The following is an 18,583-nucleotide window of genomic DNA, read 5'->3' as shown; positions in this document are numbered from 1 at the left end:
ATAATCTGCATATCTCTATTTTATTATGCATTAAAAATGGATTTTCCGTCAATAAATACTTGCTTAACATTTATATTTTCATCAAATAATACTAAGTCTGCGTCATAGCCTTTTTTTATTAGTCCTTTATGATCTGATACATTACAATATTTTGCGGGATTATAAGTAGCCATTTTAACAACTTCATATAAAGGCATATTACAATTATTATAAACATTTCTTATAGCAGCATCTAATGTTAGAACTGATCCAGCTAATGATCCTGTTTTAATTCTTGCTGCATTATCTTTAACTATAACATCTTGACCTCCAAGTGTGTAATTACCATCAGGCATACAACAGGCCATCATAGCATCTGTTACCAAAATAGATTTATCAGAGCTTTTTTGTTTATAAGCTATTCTTAATGCTGGGTAAGAAATATGGATTCCATCTGATATTGTTTCTATGGTTATTTTAGAACTATCAAATAATGCACCTATAATGCCAGGTGATCTATGATTAAATGGTGGCATTGCATTATAAAGATGAGTAGAATGATTAGCACCAGCATCTATAGCTTTCATTGTTTCTTCGTATGTAGCTCTTGTATGTCCTAATGAGCAATTAATATTTTTTTTAGATAAATGCTTTATAAGATTTAAACTTCCATTTAATTCTGGTGCTAATGTTATTGATACAACAACATCTTCACATTCGGCAGTCATTTCATTAAAGGTCTCTATAGAAGGAGCTAGAAGATATTTAGGATTTTGAGCACCTATTGCAGAAGGACTTACAAATGGCCCCTCGAGATGAGCTCCCAGCACCTGAGCACCAGAAGTGCCTTTTTCTTTCAATTCCTTTATTGCATGCATTGATTTATTTATTTGTTCAACAGAAACTGTCATTGTTGTTGGAAGGAAAGAAGTTGTTCCGTGCTTGACTATTGTTTTTGATATAGAATCAATGGCATCAACAGTTCCGTCCATTGTATCATAGCCTCCAGCACCATGAATATGTATATCTATAAAGCCTGGTGACAAAAATAAGCCATTTGCATCAATAACTTCATTGCATTCATAATTTGCGGGATTTAATTCTTGTATCTTTCCATCTTCAATAAGAACAGATCCTAATTCGATATGGTCTAGTTTAATTATTTTACAATTTTTTATTAACATACTATATCACTCCAATTTTATATATATTTGAAATTTTAATATTGGTATTATCCAATTGTATATTCTAATTATAGAATATACATGATACTGCTTTCAAGAAAAATTTATATGTTTTATAAATAAGATCTGGACAAGTATTATTTTAAATTAAAAATATAAGGAATATATTAAGAACATTATGCATAGTAGCTGGTTTAAAAAGTAAAAATAATTATTTGAAAAAATTCCTATGAAAATGTTGACAACTTATATAACTGGATATAAAATAAAAATATAAATTGGTTAATACCAAAATAAGTGAGGGGAATGGTTTTATGCCTAATATTTTATTAACAAGAATTGATAATCGACTTGTACATGGACAAGTGGGAGTAACTTGGGTGAATCATCTAGGTGCAAACTTAATTGTAGTTGCGAATGATGAAGTGTCCCAAGATCCGGTACAACAAAATCTGATGGAAATGGTAATACCGGATGCTATAGGAATTAGATTTTTTTCTATACAAAAGACAATTGATGTAATTCATAAGGCAGCACCAAGACAAAAGATTTTTCTAGTAGTAAGAAATCCACAAGATGCTTTGAGGTTAGCAGAAGGTAATGTACCAATTGACAAGATAAATATAGGAAATATGCATTTCTCAGAAGGTAAGGAACAAATTTCATCAACAGTCTCAATAGATGAAAATGATAAAGAAGCATTTAGAAACTTAAAAGAATTAGGAATAGCATTAGAAATAAGAAGAGTACCAGATGAAAATATTGATGAAGATATTTATAAACATATTTAAATAAGAATTAATTTTAAGGAGGAAACTTTATGTTTGTACAAGCGCTATTAATAGGGCTATGGGCTGGTATAGCAGGTGTGGATATGTTTGATGGATTAACACATATTCATAGACCAATAGTAACAGGCCTTGTAGTGGGATTGATTTTAGGAGATATGAAAACTGGACTTATAGTTGGAGCATCACTTGAACTTGTTTGGATGGGTATGGTACCACTTGCAGGAGCACAACCACCAAATGTTGTTATAGGGGGAATCATAGGAACTAGTATAGCTATTTTAGGCAAATTAGATGCACAAGCAGCTATTGGTATAGCTGTACCATTTGCTGTAGCAGTACAAGCTGCAATAACATTACTATTTACTGCTTTTTCTTTCTTTATGCATAAAGCGGACAAGTATTGTGAAGATGCCGATACAGCAGGAATCGAAAGAATAAATTATTTAGGACTAGTAGTGCTATTTATATTCTATTTTACTATAGCTTTTTTACCAATATTATTAGGTGCTGATAAGGCAGCAGCTATTGTAAGTTCAATTCCAACATGGATAATAGATGGACTATCAGTAGCAGGTGGAATAATGCCAGCAATAGGTTTCGCAATGTTATTAAAGATAATGTTAAAGAAAGAATATGTTGGATTTATGATTTTAGGATTCTTATTAGTAACATATTTCAACTTACCAATTTTAGGATTAGCATTACTAGGAGTATGTATTGCTTTATATGATTATTTCTCAAAAAATAATAGTGATTCAAGAGAAAAAGTGGTAGAGGAGGTATATGATGATGGAATCTAATACTTATAAAGACCCTTCAAGGAAAAAGGTTATTACTAATGGTGATTTAAATAAAATGGTGTGGCGTTCATTATTATTGCAAGCATCTTTTAACTATGAAAGAATGCAGGCTTGTGGTTGGTTATATGGATTATTACCAGGATTAAAAAAGATTCATAAAAATAAAGAAGACCTTTCAAAATCAATGAAAGATCATATGGAGTTTTTTAATACACATCCATTTTTAGTTAATTTTATAATGGGTTTAATACTTGCTATGGAAGAAAATAAAGAAGATAGAAATACAATAAGAGCTGTAAAGGTTGCTACAATGGGACCTCTCGGAGGTATAGGAGATGCATTATTTTGGCTGACTGCACTTCCTATATGCGTAGGTATTGGTGCTTCAATTGCAATGGAAGGAAATATAGCAGGACCATTTGTATTCTTGATTTTATTTAATGCATTACATTTCTTCTTAAGATTTTTCTTAATGAAATATGGATACAATACTGGCGTTAATGCAATAGCTACATTGAAAGAACAAACAAAGAAGATTTCTCATGCAGCATCAATTGTTGGTCTAACAGTTGTTGGAGGATTAATAGCTTCAATGGTAAAATTAAAAACTACAATGGTAATTGCAGTAGGTTCAGCAGTTGGAGATTCAGCAGTTAAGGTTCAAGAAGGCGTTTTAGATGCTGTAATGCCTAATATGTTAGCTCTTGGTTATACATTGTTAATGTATAAGTTGTTAAAGAAGGGATATTCACCAGTTAAATTAATAACAATTACAGTTATTATGGGAATAGTAGCTAAAGCTATTCAACAATTTACAGGATTCGCTATATTATAAAATATAATTTAAGATTGGTATGGTTATGCTGCGAAATTGGTATTGATTTAATGCCTGGAAAAATGATATATTTATTACTATATAATGATATAATAAGTAAAAATATACTGTAGAATTGGAGCGTGGCCATACCATGAAACAAAAAATTGATAAGAATTCAAAAATTCCATTATATATACAATTAGCTGATATTTTTATTGAAGATATTGAAAAAAATATGCATGAAAATGATAAGTTAGATACAGAAAGAGAAATTAGTAAGCAATATTCTTTAAGCAGAGTAACTGTGAGGCAGGCTCTTGATTATCTTCAAAAGAATGGATATATATATAAAATCCAAGGTAAAGGTAATTTTGTTGCCGAACGTACAATGGAACAAAATCTAACAAAATTTTATTCTTTCTCTGAAGATATGAGAAAGAAAGGAAAGGTGCCTACTACAGAAATATTAACATTTGAAATTGTAGAGCTAGATGAAAAAATAGCATCAAAATTAAAATTAAGAGAAAATGATTTAGTATATAAGATTGCTAGAATAAGATTAGCTGATGGAGTACCTATGATATATGAAATATCATATCTTCCATATAACAGATTTGAAGATTTAAATAAAAAAATGTTAGAAGAAAATTCTATGTATGATGTTTTCAATAAAAATTATCATACTAAAATAACATATGCAGAAGAATTGTTTAGGCCTATCTTAGTAAATAAGCTTGAAAGTATATATTTAAAGATAAAAGAAGGAGAATGTGCTTTAAAGGTGGAGAGGCTTACATATGAAAATCAACAGATAATTGAGTATACAGTAAGTATTACTAGAGGAGATAAGTTTAAATATAGGGTTTGTTTAATAAATGATGCTGATAATATTGATTGATACGATAAAGAATATTAATCTATATTGAATATAATTTTCTTAATTGATAAGTTGTGATTTAGATATTTTTAAATTACAACTTATCAATTAAAAATTACAGATAAGGAGAAGAAAAATGATTTTTGGAAAAAGTTTAGAAGAACTAGAAAAAATAAAAGCTATATTTACAGCAACAGAAATAAGACAGCAGCCAGAACTTTGGAGAGAAACTTATAAATTGATATTAGATCAAAAAGAAAATATACAAAGATTCATAGATAAAAATGTAGATGAAAATACAAGAATTGTATTAACTGGAGCAGGTACATCTGATTATGTTGGAGATACAGTTGTTTTAGAATTAAATAAAAAATTAAATGCTAGAGTTGAGGCAATTGCTACAACAGATATAGTTTCCAATCCAAAAGAATATATAGAAAAAGACACTAAAACTATATTAGTTTCGTATGCTAGATCTGGAAACTCTCCAGAAAGTATAGGTGCATATGATTTATTTGAAAATAATGTGAATAATATTTTTCAAATTGTAATAACATGCAACAAGGATGGAGATTTAGCTAAAAAATGTATAAATAATGAAAAAAATATGTTGATTTTAATGCCTGAAAAATCTAATGATAAAAGTTTTGCAATGACAAGCTCTTTTAGTTGTATGACTCTTGCAACATTACTTGTTTTTGATATAGAAAATATAGAAAAAAATAAAGAATTTATTGAGATAGTTTCACTACAAGCAGAAGAAATATTAGACAATAGATGGCTAGAAGTTAAAGAATTAGTTGATTATGAATGTGATAGAGTTGTTTATTTAGGTTCTGGAATGCTAAAAGGATTATGTCAGGAGATGGCATTAAAAAATCTTGAACTTACAAGTGGAAAAGTAACTACAGTATGTGAATCAGTATTGGGATTCAGGCATGGACCTAAATCAATAATTAATGATAAAACTTTAGTAATAATTATGGCAACTAATGAGGAATACACAAAATTATATGATATTGATTTAATAAAAGAAATTCATAATGATTTAGGAAATCATAAACTTACAGTAATTACGTATGAAAATGATGAAGCTATGAAAGAAAATTGTAGTAATTATATCTGCATAAATGGAGAAAGTGTACCTAATATATATAAAGTATTTAACTATATGATATTTGGTCAAATGTTTGGATATTTAAGTTCATTAAAACTTAATATATCTCCAGATAATCCAAGGCCAGATGGAACTGTAAATAGAGTTGTTAAAGGTGTTGTAATTCATCAATACAAATAGGACAAGGAGTTAAGGTATATGGTGGGAATAATAGTATCAGGTCATGGAAATTTTGCTTCAGGCTTATTAAGCACATTAAAATTAATTGCAGGCGAACAAGAAAATGTCATAGGAATAGATTTTATAGATGGGCAAGGATCTGCTGAATTGAAAAATAATATTAAGGAAACTATAAACAACTTTGGAGATGATATCTTTATTTTAACTGATTTAGCAGGAGGGTCTCCATTTACAAACTCTGTACTTTTAAAGGAAGAATTAATAAATAAAAACATAGAAGTTATATCTGGAACCAATATACCTATGTTATTAGAAGTAGTACTTGGAAGAGATAATGTGGAGCTGAAAGATTTAATAGAAACAGCAAAAGAAGCTGGTGCTAATGGAATAAACATATTTAAACTAAAAGAAAAACAACTTGATGATGAGAATCTTAATGATGGAATTTAAAGTTATTAAAAATTTTAATTCTAGTAAGAAGGGAGTAATTTACAATGATATTATCAACAAGAGAAATGCTTTTAAAAGCACAACGTGAAGGTTATGCAGTACCTGCATTTAACATTCACAATATGGAAACATTACAAGTGGTAGCAGAAACTGCTATGGAAATGAAATCACCTGTAATTATAGCAGGAACACCTTCAACAATAGAGGATTATGCAGGTCCTGATTATATTAAAGCTATGGCAGAAGTAGCAGCAAACAAATATGATGTCCCAATAGCGATACATTTAGATCATTTTGAAGATGTAGATGCTATAAAGAGGGATATTGATATTGGATTTAAATCATGTATGATAGATGCTTCAAAAAAGCCTTTTGAAGAAAATATAGCAATTGTTAAAGATGTTGTGGAATATGCACATAGATATGATGCAGTTGTAGAAGCTGAGATTGGAAAACTTGGTGGAAGAGAAGATGATTTAGTAGTTGATGAGAAAGATACAAGGTATACTAATCCTGATGATGCAGCAGAATTCGTTAATAAAACAAATGTTGACTCATTAGCAATAGCGATAGGAACTGCACATGGATTATATAAAGGAGAACCTAAACTTGATTTTGAAAGATTAAAAGAAATCAGAAGTAAAGTGAGTATTCCATTAGTTTTACATGGAGCTTCTGATGTACCAGATGAATTAGTAAAAGAAGCTATTTCGCTTGGAATATGTAAAGTAAATGTTGCGACAGACTTAAAGATACCTTTTGCTAATGCAGTAAAGAAATTCTTCAACGAAAACTCAAAAGAAAATGATCCAAGAAAATACATGACACCAGGAAAAGAAGCTATGAAAGAGATAGTTAAACATAAGATTGAAGTATGTGGAAGTGCAAATAGATATTAAAACAAAAAATAGCTTAGGAAATGGTCAAATAAATCCTAAGCTGATAATAATGATTATTACTTAGTACATCTAAGTAATAAAACAAATAAGCAACTATATTTTATAATAAAAAAAATACAAATACAATAGTAGTAAATTTCTCGTAAAACTTTAATAGACATGACATAATGTGAAGCGTAGGTATTACAACCTACGCTGTAATTTTGATGATAAACAATAAATAAAGGTAACTTGAATTGAAATGCTATTATGTGAAAAATATTTTTATTAATGCAATGAAAGAAGGTAAATATATGTATAAACATCCAATAATAGATATAATAAAAAATTATAAATCAGGAAAACATGATGGAATATTTTCTGTTTGTTGTTCAAATAAGTTTGTCATTGAAGCTGCTATGGATAAAATAAAGAATACTGATATGTATTTACTTGTAGAGGCAACTGCTAATCAGGTTGATCAATTTGGTGGATATACAGGTATGAAACCACTAGAGTATAAGAAATTTATATATGATTTATGTGAAAAAAATGATTTTCCAAAGGATAAGCTTATATTAGGAGGAGATCACCTAGGACCTTTAACTTGGAAAGAAACAGATGAAAAACAAGCTATGGAAAATGCAAAAGAGTTAATAAGACAATATGTTATGGTTGGATTTACAAAAATTCATATAGATACGAGTATGCCGATAAAGGGTGATATTGAAAAAGGTCATTTTGGAGATGGTATTATAGCCGAAAGAGCAGGAATACTATGTAAAGTAGCTGAAGATGCATATAAGGATTTATTAAAAGAAGATACTGATGCAGTACATCCAGTATATATTATTGGTAGTGAAGTACCTATTCCAGGAGGTGCTGAAGCAGAAGAAGAAGTAGAAGAAGGAATGCAGGTTACTAAGGTAGAACACTTTAAGAAAACAGTAGAAACATTTAAAGAATCTTTTAAGAAGCATGGAGTGGAAAATGCATTTGGGTATGTTGTTGGTATTGTTGTACAACCAGGTGTTGAATACGGTTCTGATAGTGTTTGGGAATATGACAGAGAGGCAGCATCAGAATTATCAAAAGCTATTAAAGAATATGATAATTTAGTTTTTGAAGCACATTCAACTGATTATCAAACAAGATATGCACTAAGGCAGATGGTGGAAGATGGATATATAATATTAAAAGTAGGTCCAGCACTTACATTTGCATTTAGAGAAGGAGCTTTTTTATTGAATTGCATTGAAGAAGAATTATTAAAATATGATTCCAATATTGAGCTATCAAAATTTAAGGAAATATTAGATTTTACCATGATAAAAAATCCTGCTCAATGGAGTAAACATTATAGCGGAACTGGATATAAAGTTAAATTAGAAAGAAAATATAGTTTATCAGATCGATGCAGATATTATATGCCAGATGAAGATGTAGAATTTGCTTTAAATAAAATGTTAGATAATTTATCAAATGCAGAGATTCCTCTTACAGTTTTAAGTCAGTATATGCATAATCAATATAAAAAGGTAAGAGAAGGAGATTTAAAGTTAAATGCTTACGATTTACTAAAAGATATAATTGGAGAATATATAGAAGACTATATTTATGCAATAAGAAAAAAATAATTATATAGATTAAAAGAGTTGTTACATAATTAACGTGAATGTTTTGATTATGCAATAACTCTTGTGTATTTTTTTCAATTTTATGGTTGAAATTATTTCATTAAATACCACTAAAAAGAAAGTAAATGATTGTAGTTTAGAAAAGTTTATAAAAATATTCTGAAAAATCAAGATTTTTAAAATAAATTTGTTAAAATTAAATTAGATAAGAAATAATGATAGTTTTGATTGACATAATTTTAACGAATTGAGATAATTAATAATGTATGAAGTTAATTAAATCTATTAGTAAAATATAAATAAATTTATTATAAAAAATAAGAGGTGCAAAGATGAGTAAGAATTTTGATGATTTATTTTCAAAGTTAAAAGAAATTGAAACTAAAAAGGTAGCAGTAGCAGTAGCACAAGATGAACCAGTTTTGGAAGCAATAAAAGAAGCTAATGAAAGAGGAATAGCAAAGGCAGTATTAGTAGGAGATAAAGTAAAAATCCAAGAGATTGCAGATAAAATCAATATGGATCTAAAAGACTTTGAAATAATGGATGTAAAAGATCCTAAAAAAGCAACATTAGAAGCAGTTAAGCTTGTATCAAGTGGAAATGCAGATATGTTAATGAAGGGATTAGTTGATACAGCTACATTTTTAAGAAGTGTATTAAATAAAGAAGTCGGTCTTAGAACAGGAAAAGTAATGTCTCACGTTTCTGTATTTGAAATAGAAGGATGGGATAGATTATTCTTCTTAACAGACGTTGCATTCAATACATATCCAGAATTAAAAGATAAAGTAGCAATAATAAATAATGCAGTTTCTGTAGCTCATGCATGTGGTCTTCCAAATCCAAAGGTTGGTGTTGTATGTCCAGTAGAGGTTGTAAACCCTAATATGCCATCAACAATAGATGCAGCATTATTAGCTAAAATGAGTGATAGAGGACAATTTAAAGGATGCGTAGTTGATGGACCATTTGCTTTAGATAATGCTATATCTTTAGAGGCTGCTCATCATAAAGGTGTTAAAGGTGAAGTAGCTGGACAAGCTGATATTTTAATGTTACCTAATATTGAAACAGGAAACGTAATGTATAAGACATTAACATATTTTGCACCAACTAAGAATGGTTGTCTTTTAGTTGGAACATCTGCACCAGCTATATTAACTTCAAGAGCTGATACATTTGAAACAAAAGTTAATTCAATTGCCTTAGCAGCTTTAGTTGCAGCAAAAAATAAATAATTTATTTCAAATTAAATGGGAAAATTTGGAGTGTAATTTTAAAAATATTTCAGAATGAAATAAAAAATAAATTATAAAGATATATGGAGGAAAGAAAATGGCTTACAAATTATTAATAATTAATCCAGGTTCAACATCTACTAAAATAGGTGTTTATGAAGATGAAAAAGAATTATTTGAAGAAACTTTAAGACATACTAATGAAGAATTAAAACAATTTGATACAATCTTTGATCAATTCCAATTTAGAAAAGATGTAATATTAAAAGTATTAAATGAAAAAAACTTTGATATAAAAACATTAAATGCTGTTGTTGGTAGAGGTGGGATGCTTAAACCAGTTGAAGGCGGTACTTATGAAGTTAATGATGCAATGGTAGAAGACTTAAAAGTTGGAGTTCAAGGACCACATGCTTCAAATTTAGGTGGGATTTTAGCAAGATCAATTGCTGATGAGTTAGGTATTCCTTCATATATTGTTGATCCAGTTGTTACTGATGAACTTGCTGATGTAGCAAGATTATCTGGAACACCTGATATCCCAAGAAAGAGTAAGTTCCATGCTTTAAATCAAAAAGCTGTTGCTAAGAGATATGGAAAAGAATCTGGAAAAGGATATGAAAACTTAAATCTTGTTGTTGTTCATATGGGCGGAGGGGTTTCTGTTGGAGCTCATAAACATGGTAAAGTTGTTGATGTTAATAACGCACTTGATGGAGATGGTCCATTCTCACCTGAAAGGGCAGGATCAGTTCCAGCAGGAGATTTAATAAAGATGTGCTTTAGTGGAAAATATACTGAAGCAGAAGTATATAGCAAAGTAGTTGGAAAAGGTGGATTTGTTGGTTACTTAAACACTAATGACGTTAAAGGAACTATTGATAAGATGGAAGCTGGAGATAAAGAATGTGAAAAAATTTATAAAGCTTTCTTATATCAAATAACTAAGGCAATTGGAGAGATGTCAGCAGCTTTAAACGGTAAAGTTGATCAAATCATTTTGACTGGAGGTATTGCATATTCGCCAACACTTATACCAGATTTAAAAGCAAATGTTGAATGGATTGCACCAGTAACTGTATATCCAGGAGAAGATGAATTATTAGCATTAGCTCAAGGTGCTATAAGTGTTTTAAGTGGAGAAGAAAAAGCAAAAGTATATTAAGAATAAATATTAATTAAAAAGAACTATATGAAGTGAATTATGCTCTGTATAGTTCTTTTTTTTATAAAAAATGATAAGACACTATTATAATTTAGACTAGTCACTAACTATAATTTTTAGAACTAATGAATAAACTTTTATACAACCTGTCTATAATATTATATAATGAAAATAATATTATTTAGATGAAATAGGAGAGGACATATGAGAAGTTCATTAAATTTTAGTAATAAGTTAAGAATGCTGTATGAAATGGAAAATGATTCGAAGTTTCAAATATTACAATATGATAGTTTAGATGGAGCTACAGACATTGAAACAGCTTTTGGATTAAATATAATGAAAGAAAGCGGAATAAAGTTAAAGCAGATTAGAATAATATTAGATGATAGTACAGTAAGGCTAGAACCTGGAGCGTTGAGCTACATGAAGGGAGATATTAATATCTATAGTAAAATGGGTGGCGTTTTAGGATTAGGGAAAAAAATAATTTCAAGCAAATTAACAGGAGAAACAGCATTTAAGCCCTCTTATAGGGGAACAGGAGAAATATTTTTAGAGCCATCGTTTGGACATTTTGCATTAATTGAATTAGAAGATGATGAAATTATAGTTGACGATGGAATGTTTTATGCATGTGAAGAAGATGTTGAAGTAGGAGTGGCTATGCAAAGAACTTTATCATCTAGCCTATTAGGAAATGAGGGGTTGTATCAAACTAAATTATCTGGAAGTGGAATAGTTGCGCTTGAAATTCCTGTGCCTGAGAGTGAAATATTTAAGTGTGTTCTTATAAATGATACGCTAAAAGTTGATGGAAATTTTGCAATATTAAGAACTGGGAATATAGAATTTTCAGTAGAAAAATCATCTAAATCAATAGTTGGATCATTAACAAGTGGTGAGGGATTTGTAAATGTATATAGAGGATCTGGAGAGGTTTGGCTTATTCCAACAAAAAATATCTATAATAAATTAAGAACAAAACCAATGGAAGATTTAATAAAATCGCAGAATTATATTAATACAGAAGTGTAAATAATCGTGTGAATTTTACTGGTATAGGTGTTTAAGGTGATTTATACAATATATGATAAAATAGGCTAATATAAACACTGAAGTTTCAGTTATTAAAAGTATGGATTGACAAAAAACATTGCCGTTGTTATACTAAAAATAATAACGAAATGATGAAAAATCGTTAAAAATCTTAAGTAAAAGTTATTAAATTATTAGAAGTTTGATAACCTATTTTAAAATTAAATCATAATTTTAAAGTTACATAACTTACAACCTAATATATTGTAAGTAATGCAAATTTAAGACAAAATTTATTATTTGGGGGTTTTATATAATGGCAGAAGCAAGAATTTTTTATCAACAAGACTGTGATTTATCATTATTAAATGGTAAAACAATAGCTGTAATTGGTTACGGAAGCCAAGGACATGCACATGCATTAAACGCTAAGGAATCAGGATGCAATGTGATTATAGGTTTATATGAAGGCAGTAAGTCATGGGCAAAAGCAGAAGCACAAGGATTTGAAGTATATACTGCAGCAGAAGCCGCAAAAAGAGCAGATATAATCATGATCCTTATTAACGACGAATTACAAGCAGCAATGTATAAGAAAGATATTGAACCAAATCTTGAAGCAGGAAACATGTTAATGTTTGCTCATGGATTCAACATTCACTTTGGTCAAATCGTAGCACCTAAAGATGTTGATGTAACAATGATCGCTCCAAAGGGACCAGGACATACTGTAAGAAGCGAATATCAAGAAGGTAAGGGAGTTCCTTGTCTTGTGGCAGTACATCAAGATGCTACTGGTAAGGCTTTAGAAAAAGCACTTGCATATGCAGCTGCAATTGGTGGAGCAAATGCTGGTGTACTTGAAACAACATTTAGAACAGAAACAGAAACAGATTTATTTGGTGAACAAGCAGTTCTTTGTGGTGGTGTTTGTGCACTTATGCAAGCTGGATTTGAAACATTAGTAGAAGCTGGATATGATGCAAGAAATGCTTACTTTGAATGTATTCATGAAATGAAGTTAATCGTAGATCTTATTTATCAATCAGGTTTTGCTGGAATGAGATATTCAATTTCTAATACAGCTGAATATGGTGATTATATCACTGGACCTAAGGTTATAACTGAAGATACTAAGAAAGCTATGAAAAAGATCCTTAAGGATATCCAAGATGGAACTTTTGCAAAAGATTTCTTATTAGATATGTCTGAAGCTGGAGGACAAGCTCACTTTAAAGCTATGAGAAAGTTAGCAGCTGAACATGAATCTGAAAAGGTTGGAGAAGAAATTCGTAAGCTTTACAGCTGGAATAATGAAAATGACAAATTAATAAATAACTAATATATTAGTTATTTTAATAACATATAAAGACCATTGGAATAGGAGTATTTCTTATTCCAATGGTCTTTTTCTATTTTTTATAAACATTATATTGATTTTAGGAGGGTATCTGTGACGAATTTTATCTACAGAGTTTACTCATAAATATAATATAAAAACTAGTTATTCATAACATGTATTGCATACATTATCTGTGATCCTCTAGCTGGTAATTATTATGGAGAAAATCTGCAAAATTTGAACTTACTTTTTCAGCACCATAAATATTAGTATGACCTACATTATTCATATCATTTGGAAAATCAAAGTTTATTTCAGACATGAGATCTTCTGTAGAATAATTCAAAAATGGTATATTGTTTTTATCTGCTATTAATGAAATCGTATTATATAATACAGAATCATCTTTATACCAGGAATCTGTATTATTAGCCGAGTAATCATAAGGTGCATTTGTAAATATTAATTTAAATCCTTTTTCTTTAGATAGCTCTATAAATTTATTTAGATATTTTTCACTTTCAGTAGGTAGTTCACCTGTTTCGGATCCATGTTGATATTCTACCAAAGGTTCACCATACAGATTATCACCAGCTCCATATCCAGTTATTGATGGATCTAATTTTATATCAGTAGCAAAATCTGATTCTGTAAGTGTACTCCATCTATCATGGTATTTTATATATGGAAATAAGTATTCTAATCTCTGATTTTTAGGAACACAATTGTTTATAGCTTCAAGTTTATTTTTAGAGAACTTCAAATTATCAAGAACATATCTTATATAGCCTTCATCACCATACTCATCAGTAAGGCCAAAATAGTATAAGTCTAAAACTACTATTTTGGGTGATTGAGTCTTTAAAGCTTCTTTTAATAAATAATAAGTTACATTAACTGGCTGGCCTCCAGTCGCGTAATTAAAGCTTGTGATACCATATTTATTATAAAGTACACTTGGATCCATCATACCATTCATATGGCTAGATCCCATAAATAATACATCATATGATGAATCTTTATTATACAATCCTTGATATAATTGTTCTGTATGACCAGGATCTACAACATATGGTGCCATTTTTATTATAAAGGTTAATATTATGCATATTATTATTAAACATTTAAAAAGAAATTTTTTTACCATAAGATAAACACCTCCTAAAATTGAGAATATATAAACTGCTGCGCATTATATCCAGAACCATATACTCCAAATAGAAGTATTGATAATACTGCAAGAATATAAATACACCATCTAAAAACTATATTTTGTTTAGAGAGTTCATCAAGTAAATCAAATTTTGTTTTTAGGTAATCTATTAAAATAAGAATGATAATGCTAATAATTGAAAGCATAAATTCTGTTGAGTTCAATCCTAAATTAAATAGAGAACCATCTGTAAAGATCCAAGGGTTATTAACAAACATATTTCTAAATATAATTTTTATATCATGTATTGAATTTGCTCTAAAAAATATCCATGCAAAATTTACAAGTAAAAAAGTGACTAATATTTGACCAAATTTATATGAAAATGAATTTATATCTATTTTAAATCTCCTAATTAGATTTTCTCTAAGTGGATTTAATAAGTTTTCAATGACTTGGAAGGCACCATGTAAAAATCCCCATAATATATATGTAAGGGCTGCTCCATGCCATAATCCACTTACTAAGAAAACAATCATAACATTTAATTGAGTTCTGAATTTACCTTTTCTATTACCACCTAAAGGAATGTATAAATAATCTCTAAACCAAGATGTAAGACTTATATGCCACTTTTTCCAAAAATCTTTAATAGAAGTAGCAAAGTATGGCTCTTTAAAATTGGTAGTAAGTGAAAAGCCCATAACTTTAGCACATCCTATTGCTATATCTGAATAACCAGAGAAATCACAGTATATCTGTATTGTAAACATTAATGTAGCAATAACTATTTGATATCCAAAATATTTACTAGGATCATTAAAAACAGTATTAACTAAAAAAGCTATTCTATCAGCAATAATGGCCTTTTTGAAATATCCCCATAACATTTGAAGTAAGCCATTTTTTACTCTGTCATACTCAAACTTATGAACTGAATTATATTGAGGAATCATATGCTTGGCCTTTTCAATTGGACCTGCAACTATAGATGGAAAGAAAGAAACAAATAAAGCATACTTTCCTAAGTTTTTTTCTGGTTCAATATCATCTCTATATACATCCATTAAATAGCTTATTACTTGGAACGTATAATATGATATTCCTACAGGGAGCATATAATCAAATGTAGGAAGATTAATTGTTAAATCTAGTGATGTTCCTAGCCTTATTACAATTGATGAAAAGAAATTATAGTACTTAAATAGAAATAATATGCCTAGATTTATAAGTAAGCAGGATAAAAGAAAAAAGTTTTTATAAAAAATAGATTTTTTCTTATTAATGATAGAATTACTTTTATGTATTAATAATCCGGTGATATATGTTACTATTGTTGAAAATACAATAACTATTGCATATTTAGGGTTCCAGCACATATAGAAATAATAGCTTGATACTAAAAGCCATATCCATCTGAATCTTGGGACTATCAAAAAATAGATAAGAGCCACTATTGGGAAAAATATAAGAAAGTTTGGCGAGTTAAATGTCATAATATTTCCTCCTAAAGTTTTATACACTACAAATATAAGGAACTTTTGTATTGATTTTTTTCTATAATTAATATCAATTACAATAAATTAGCATATTGAACATTTTTATTATACTTTAATACTACAAATAATCAAGTGAGTAATTATAGAAAGTAATATTTTGGGAGGTTACACACAATGATATTTATTACTTTGCTATATTAAAGTTGTAAAGAGAATGATATATATGTATAATCTAGATAAAGAACAATAGTAGAGGTGATAGGTGTGAGTGATTTAGAATCAAAAATAAAAAGTAAAGAATTAGATTTATTTTTCCAAGGTATATTAAAGCTTCAAAATATAGAAGAATGCTATAAATTTTTTGAGGATGTGGCGACAATAAATGAAGTTAAATCTTTAGCACAAAGATTGTATGTAGCTAGATTACTTGATGAAAAGAAAACATACTCTGAAATTGCCCAAATAACAGGAGCAAGCACGGCTACTATTAGTAGGGTAAATAGATGTCTTAATTATGGAAGTGATGGGTATAATTTGGTTTTAGAGAGAATGAAGGATAATGATTTATAAAAATAGACACATATTAATTGTTTATTTAGGAGATAGCGTTGTAAAAAATTATAAAAAATATTATACTTTATAAGGAATATGATAAAATAGTGTAGAGTTTGAAGAATATAATAAATACTATAGAATAAAGTATAATAATATAATTATAAAAAGCGAGGGAAAAATATGAGTAGAATGTTTGGAACTGATGGAGTTAGAGGCATAGCTAACACAGAATTAACAGCTCAAACTTCATATAATTTAGGAAGAGCAGGTGCATATGTATTAACAGAAGGAGCTCATAAGCCTAAAATATTAGTTGCAAAGGATACAAGAATATCAGGAGATATGCTTGAAGCTGCATTAATTGCAGGAATATTATCAGTAGGAGCAGAAGCTGTAGTTCTTGGAGTGGTTCCAACACCAGCTGTAGCATATTTAACTAGAAAGTATAAGGCAGATGCAGGTGTTATGATTTCTGCATCACATAATCCGGTAGAATATAATGGAATAAAGTTTTTTGATGATAGAGGATATAAACTTTCAGACGAATTGGAAGATGAAATACAAAGGGTTATAGAAAACGGATTTGAGAATGTACCAAGTCCAACAGGAACTGAAATAGGAAAAAGAGAAAAAGTTGAAAAAACAGCTTTAGATGATTATATAGAATTTGCTAAAAGTACAGTTCCATATAGTTTAAAAGGTTTAAAAATAGCTTTAGACTGTGCAAATGGAGCTGCTTATAACGTAGCAGTAAAGACATTTAGAGATTTAGGTGCAGATGTATTTATAATCAACGATAATCCAGATGGAACAAATATAAATGAAAATTGCGGATCAACACATCCAGAAGAATTAATGGATTATGTGGTTAGAAAAAAATGCGATATGGGATTTGCTTTTGATGGAGATGCCGATAGATGTTTAGCTGTTGACGAAAAAGGAAATCTTATTAACGGTGATTTTATTTTAATGTTATGCGGAATGTACTTAAAAGAAATCGGAAAGCTAAAAGATGATACAATTGTAGTAACAGTTATGAGTAACTTAGGATTAGACATTGCTTGTAAAAGAGAAGGCATTAAATTGATTAAAACTAGTGTTGGTGACAGATATGTTTTAGAAGAAATGCTTAAAGATAAATATGTTTTAGGCGGGGAACAGTCAGGACATATAATTTTCTTAGATTATAATTCAACAGGTGATGGTCTTGTTACTGCACTTCAAATTGCAACAATAGCAAAGAAAAAAGAGACTTCAATATCAGAATTATGTTCAGTGATGAAGGAATTACCACAAGTACTTGCTAATGCGACAATTCCAAATGAAAAGAAGAACTTATACCTAGCTGATGATGAAATCCAAGAAGAAATAAAAAAAATAGAGAATGCTCTTGATGGAGTAGGAAGAGTTCTTATAAGACCTTCAGGAACAGAACCACTAGTAAGGGTAATGCTAGAAGGTGAAGATCAAGAAGAAATTGATAAGATGGCTCATGGATTAGCTGAGTTAATAGAAAAGAAATATGCAAATTAAATAGATGGATGAATTACTAAATAAGCATTTAAACATTTCAAGATATTTAAATGCTTATTTTTTATTCTTTAGGAAATTATATTCATTGAAAATCTGTGGATAGACTGACTTGAAAAATATTGTAATAAACTAATACTATGGAACCTAAAGAATAAAAAAATAAAATATATGCGCCTGGCCTTTTCTTTGGCAAGCTCAGAAAATCCAGTATGCGTTGAAAAAAATCGATGGCTAAAGGATTTTTTTAAATTTAAGTTATCGTATTATATCGGATTTATGTTTTATAGGGATTATATCATAGTCGCTTTGGCGATTTTGTTATGAATTATGAATACAGTCTTAATAAT

17 protein-coding genes are annotated in these 18,583 nt (G+C 29.2%); 14 read left to right on the top strand and 3 right to left on the bottom strand.

Annotation, left to right across the window (positions count from 1 at the left end; genetic code table 11):
* Positions 1-23 precede the first annotated feature (23 nt).
* A complete protein-coding gene (gene nagA, locus BN2920_RS02835) occupies positions 24-1,163 on the bottom strand; it encodes an N-acetylglucosamine-6-phosphate deacetylase (protein WP_058293523.1) in 1,140 nt (379 codons plus the stop codon).
* A gap of 314 nt (positions 1,164-1,477) precedes the next feature.
* Between nagA and agaV the strand changes: the two genes are divergently transcribed.
* From agaV to ilvC, 12 genes are all read left to right on the top strand, one after another.
* Complete coding sequence (gene agaV, locus BN2920_RS02830) at positions 1,478-1,954, top strand: PTS N-acetylgalactosamine transporter subunit IIB (protein WP_058293522.1); 477 nt, start codon at positions 1,478-1,480, stop codon at positions 1,952-1,954.
* Positions 1,955-1,983: 29 nt separating this feature from the next.
* The gene (agaW, locus tag BN2920_RS02825; RefSeq protein ID WP_058293521.1) at positions 1,984-2,754 is read left to right on the top strand and encodes a PTS N-acetylgalactosamine transporter subunit IIC; all 771 of its coding nucleotides are present in this window, start codon (positions 1,984-1,986) and stop codon (positions 2,752-2,754) included.
* Entirely contained in the window at positions 2,744-3,589 is an 846-nt protein-coding gene (locus BN2920_RS02820; RefSeq protein ID WP_058293641.1) for a PTS system mannose/fructose/sorbose family transporter subunit IID, read from the top strand. The genes agaW and BN2920_RS02820 overlap by 11 nt, the downstream gene beginning before the upstream one ends.
* Positions 3,590-3,722: 133 nt before the next feature.
* Positions 3,723-4,469, top strand: coding sequence for a GntR family transcriptional regulator (locus BN2920_RS02815; protein ID WP_058293520.1), 747 nt, complete (start codon positions 3,723-3,725; stop codon positions 4,467-4,469).
* A gap of 115 nt (positions 4,470-4,584) precedes the next feature.
* On the top strand, positions 4,585-5,745 hold the full coding sequence (locus tag BN2920_RS02810; protein WP_058293519.1) for an SIS domain-containing protein: 1,161 nt from the start codon (positions 4,585-4,587) through the stop codon (positions 5,743-5,745).
* 18 nt (positions 5,746-5,763) lie between these two features.
* Positions 5,764-6,195, top strand: coding sequence for a PTS galactosamine/N-acetylgalactosamine transporter subunit IIA (gene agaF / locus BN2920_RS02805; protein WP_058293518.1), 432 nt, complete (start codon positions 5,764-5,766; stop codon positions 6,193-6,195).
* Between the two features lie 44 nt (positions 6,196-6,239).
* Positions 6,240-7,094: a tagatose bisphosphate family class II aldolase gene (locus BN2920_RS02800; protein ID WP_058293517.1), complete on the top strand. Its 855-nt coding sequence runs from the start codon at positions 6,240-6,242 to the stop codon at positions 7,092-7,094.
* Positions 7,095-7,345: 251 nt separating this feature from the next.
* On the top strand, positions 7,346-8,710 hold the full coding sequence (locus tag BN2920_RS02795; RefSeq protein ID WP_338132737.1) for a class II D-tagatose-bisphosphate aldolase, non-catalytic subunit: 1,365 nt from the start codon (positions 7,346-7,348) through the stop codon (positions 8,708-8,710).
* A gap of 332 nt (positions 8,711-9,042) precedes the next feature.
* Positions 9,043-9,951 (top strand): phosphate butyryltransferase, encoded by a 909-nt coding sequence (ptb, locus tag BN2920_RS02790; RefSeq protein WP_058293515.1) that lies wholly within the window; start codon positions 9,043-9,045, stop codon positions 9,949-9,951.
* Positions 9,952-10,048: 97 nt separating this feature from the next.
* Positions 10,049-11,116 carry a butyrate kinase gene (gene buk / locus BN2920_RS02785; RefSeq protein WP_058293514.1) on the top strand — a complete coding sequence of 356 codons (1,068 nt, stop codon included), beginning with the start codon at positions 10,049-10,051 and terminating at the stop codon, positions 11,114-11,116.
* 204 nt (positions 11,117-11,320) lie between these two features.
* A complete protein-coding gene (locus BN2920_RS02780; RefSeq protein ID WP_058293513.1) occupies positions 11,321-12,154 on the top strand; it encodes an AIM24 family protein in 834 nt (277 codons plus the stop codon).
* A 316-nt stretch (positions 12,155-12,470) separates the two neighbouring features.
* The gene (ilvC, locus tag BN2920_RS02775; RefSeq protein ID WP_058293512.1) at positions 12,471-13,496 is read left to right on the top strand and encodes a ketol-acid reductoisomerase; all 1,026 of its coding nucleotides are present in this window, start codon (positions 12,471-12,473) and stop codon (positions 13,494-13,496) included.
* Between the two features lie 187 nt (positions 13,497-13,683).
* Here ilvC and BN2920_RS02770 read toward each other — a convergent pair whose 3' ends face one another.
* On the bottom strand, positions 13,684-14,643 hold the full coding sequence (locus BN2920_RS02770; RefSeq protein ID WP_083498694.1) for a hypothetical protein: 960 nt from the start codon (positions 14,641-14,643) through the stop codon (positions 13,684-13,686).
* Between the two features lie 14 nt (positions 14,644-14,657).
* On the bottom strand, positions 14,658-16,145 hold the full coding sequence (locus tag BN2920_RS02765) for an MBOAT family O-acyltransferase (RefSeq protein ID WP_058293511.1): 1,488 nt from the start codon (positions 16,143-16,145) through the stop codon (positions 14,658-14,660).
* A 267-nt stretch (positions 16,146-16,412) separates the two neighbouring features.
* On the opposite strand from BN2920_RS02765, the gene BN2920_RS02760 reads away from it, so the two are divergent.
* Positions 16,413-16,718, top strand: coding sequence for a YerC/YecD family TrpR-related protein (locus BN2920_RS02760; RefSeq protein WP_058293510.1), 306 nt, complete (start codon positions 16,413-16,415; stop codon positions 16,716-16,718).
* A 165-nt stretch (positions 16,719-16,883) separates the two neighbouring features.
* The gene (glmM, locus tag BN2920_RS02755) at positions 16,884-18,236 is read left to right on the top strand and encodes a phosphoglucosamine mutase (RefSeq protein WP_058293509.1); all 1,353 of its coding nucleotides are present in this window, start codon (positions 16,884-16,886) and stop codon (positions 18,234-18,236) included.
* Positions 18,237-18,583 lie beyond the last annotated feature (347 nt).

The organism is Clostridium neonatale (genome assembly GCF_001458595.1).
In the GTDB taxonomy this organism is placed as follows: domain Bacteria; phylum Bacillota; class Clostridia; order Clostridiales; family Clostridiaceae; genus Clostridium; species Clostridium neonatale.
Note: the sequence above shows the minus strand (reverse complement) of the source record. Positions and strands in the feature narration are given on the sequence as shown.

What these genes read in the sequence shown, in the direction of transcription:
- ilvC (WP_058293512.1), top strand. Translation starts at nt 12,471, where the DNA reads ATGGCAGAAGCAAGAATTTTTTATCAACAAGACTGTGATTTATCATTA.
- ptb (WP_058293515.1), top strand. Translation starts at nt 9,043, where the DNA reads ATGAGTAAGAATTTTGATGATTTATTTTCAAAGTTAAAAGAAATTGAA.
- glmM (WP_058293509.1), top strand. Translation starts at nt 16,884, where the DNA reads ATGAGTAGAATGTTTGGAACTGATGGAGTTAGAGGCATAGCTAACACA.
- agaV (WP_058293522.1), top strand. Translation starts at nt 1,478, where the DNA reads ATGCCTAATATTTTATTAACAAGAATTGATAATCGACTTGTACATGGA.
- BN2920_RS02770 (WP_083498694.1), bottom strand. Translation starts at nt 14,643, where the DNA reads ATGGTAAAAAAATTTCTTTTTAAATGTTTAATAATAATATGCATAATA.
- agaF (WP_058293518.1), top strand. Translation starts at nt 5,764, where the DNA reads ATGGTGGGAATAATAGTATCAGGTCATGGAAATTTTGCTTCAGGCTTA.
- BN2920_RS02815 (WP_058293520.1), top strand. Translation starts at nt 3,723, where the DNA reads ATGAAACAAAAAATTGATAAGAATTCAAAAATTCCATTATATATACAA.
- buk (WP_058293514.1), top strand. Translation starts at nt 10,049, where the DNA reads ATGGCTTACAAATTATTAATAATTAATCCAGGTTCAACATCTACTAAA.
- BN2920_RS02810 (WP_058293519.1), top strand. Translation starts at nt 4,585, where the DNA reads ATGATTTTTGGAAAAAGTTTAGAAGAACTAGAAAAAATAAAAGCTATA.
- BN2920_RS02820 (WP_058293641.1), top strand. Translation starts at nt 2,744, where the DNA reads ATGGAATCTAATACTTATAAAGACCCTTCAAGGAAAAAGGTTATTACT.
- BN2920_RS02765 (WP_058293511.1), bottom strand. Translation starts at nt 16,145, where the DNA reads ATGACATTTAACTCGCCAAACTTTCTTATATTTTTCCCAATAGTGGCT.
- BN2920_RS02800 (WP_058293517.1), top strand. Translation starts at nt 6,240, where the DNA reads ATGATATTATCAACAAGAGAAATGCTTTTAAAAGCACAACGTGAAGGT.
- nagA (WP_058293523.1), bottom strand. Translation starts at nt 1,163, where the DNA reads ATGTTAATAAAAAATTGTAAAATAATTAAACTAGACCATATCGAATTA.
- agaW (WP_058293521.1), top strand. Translation starts at nt 1,984, where the DNA reads ATGTTTGTACAAGCGCTATTAATAGGGCTATGGGCTGGTATAGCAGGT.
- BN2920_RS02780 (WP_058293513.1), top strand. Translation starts at nt 11,321, where the DNA reads ATGAGAAGTTCATTAAATTTTAGTAATAAGTTAAGAATGCTGTATGAA.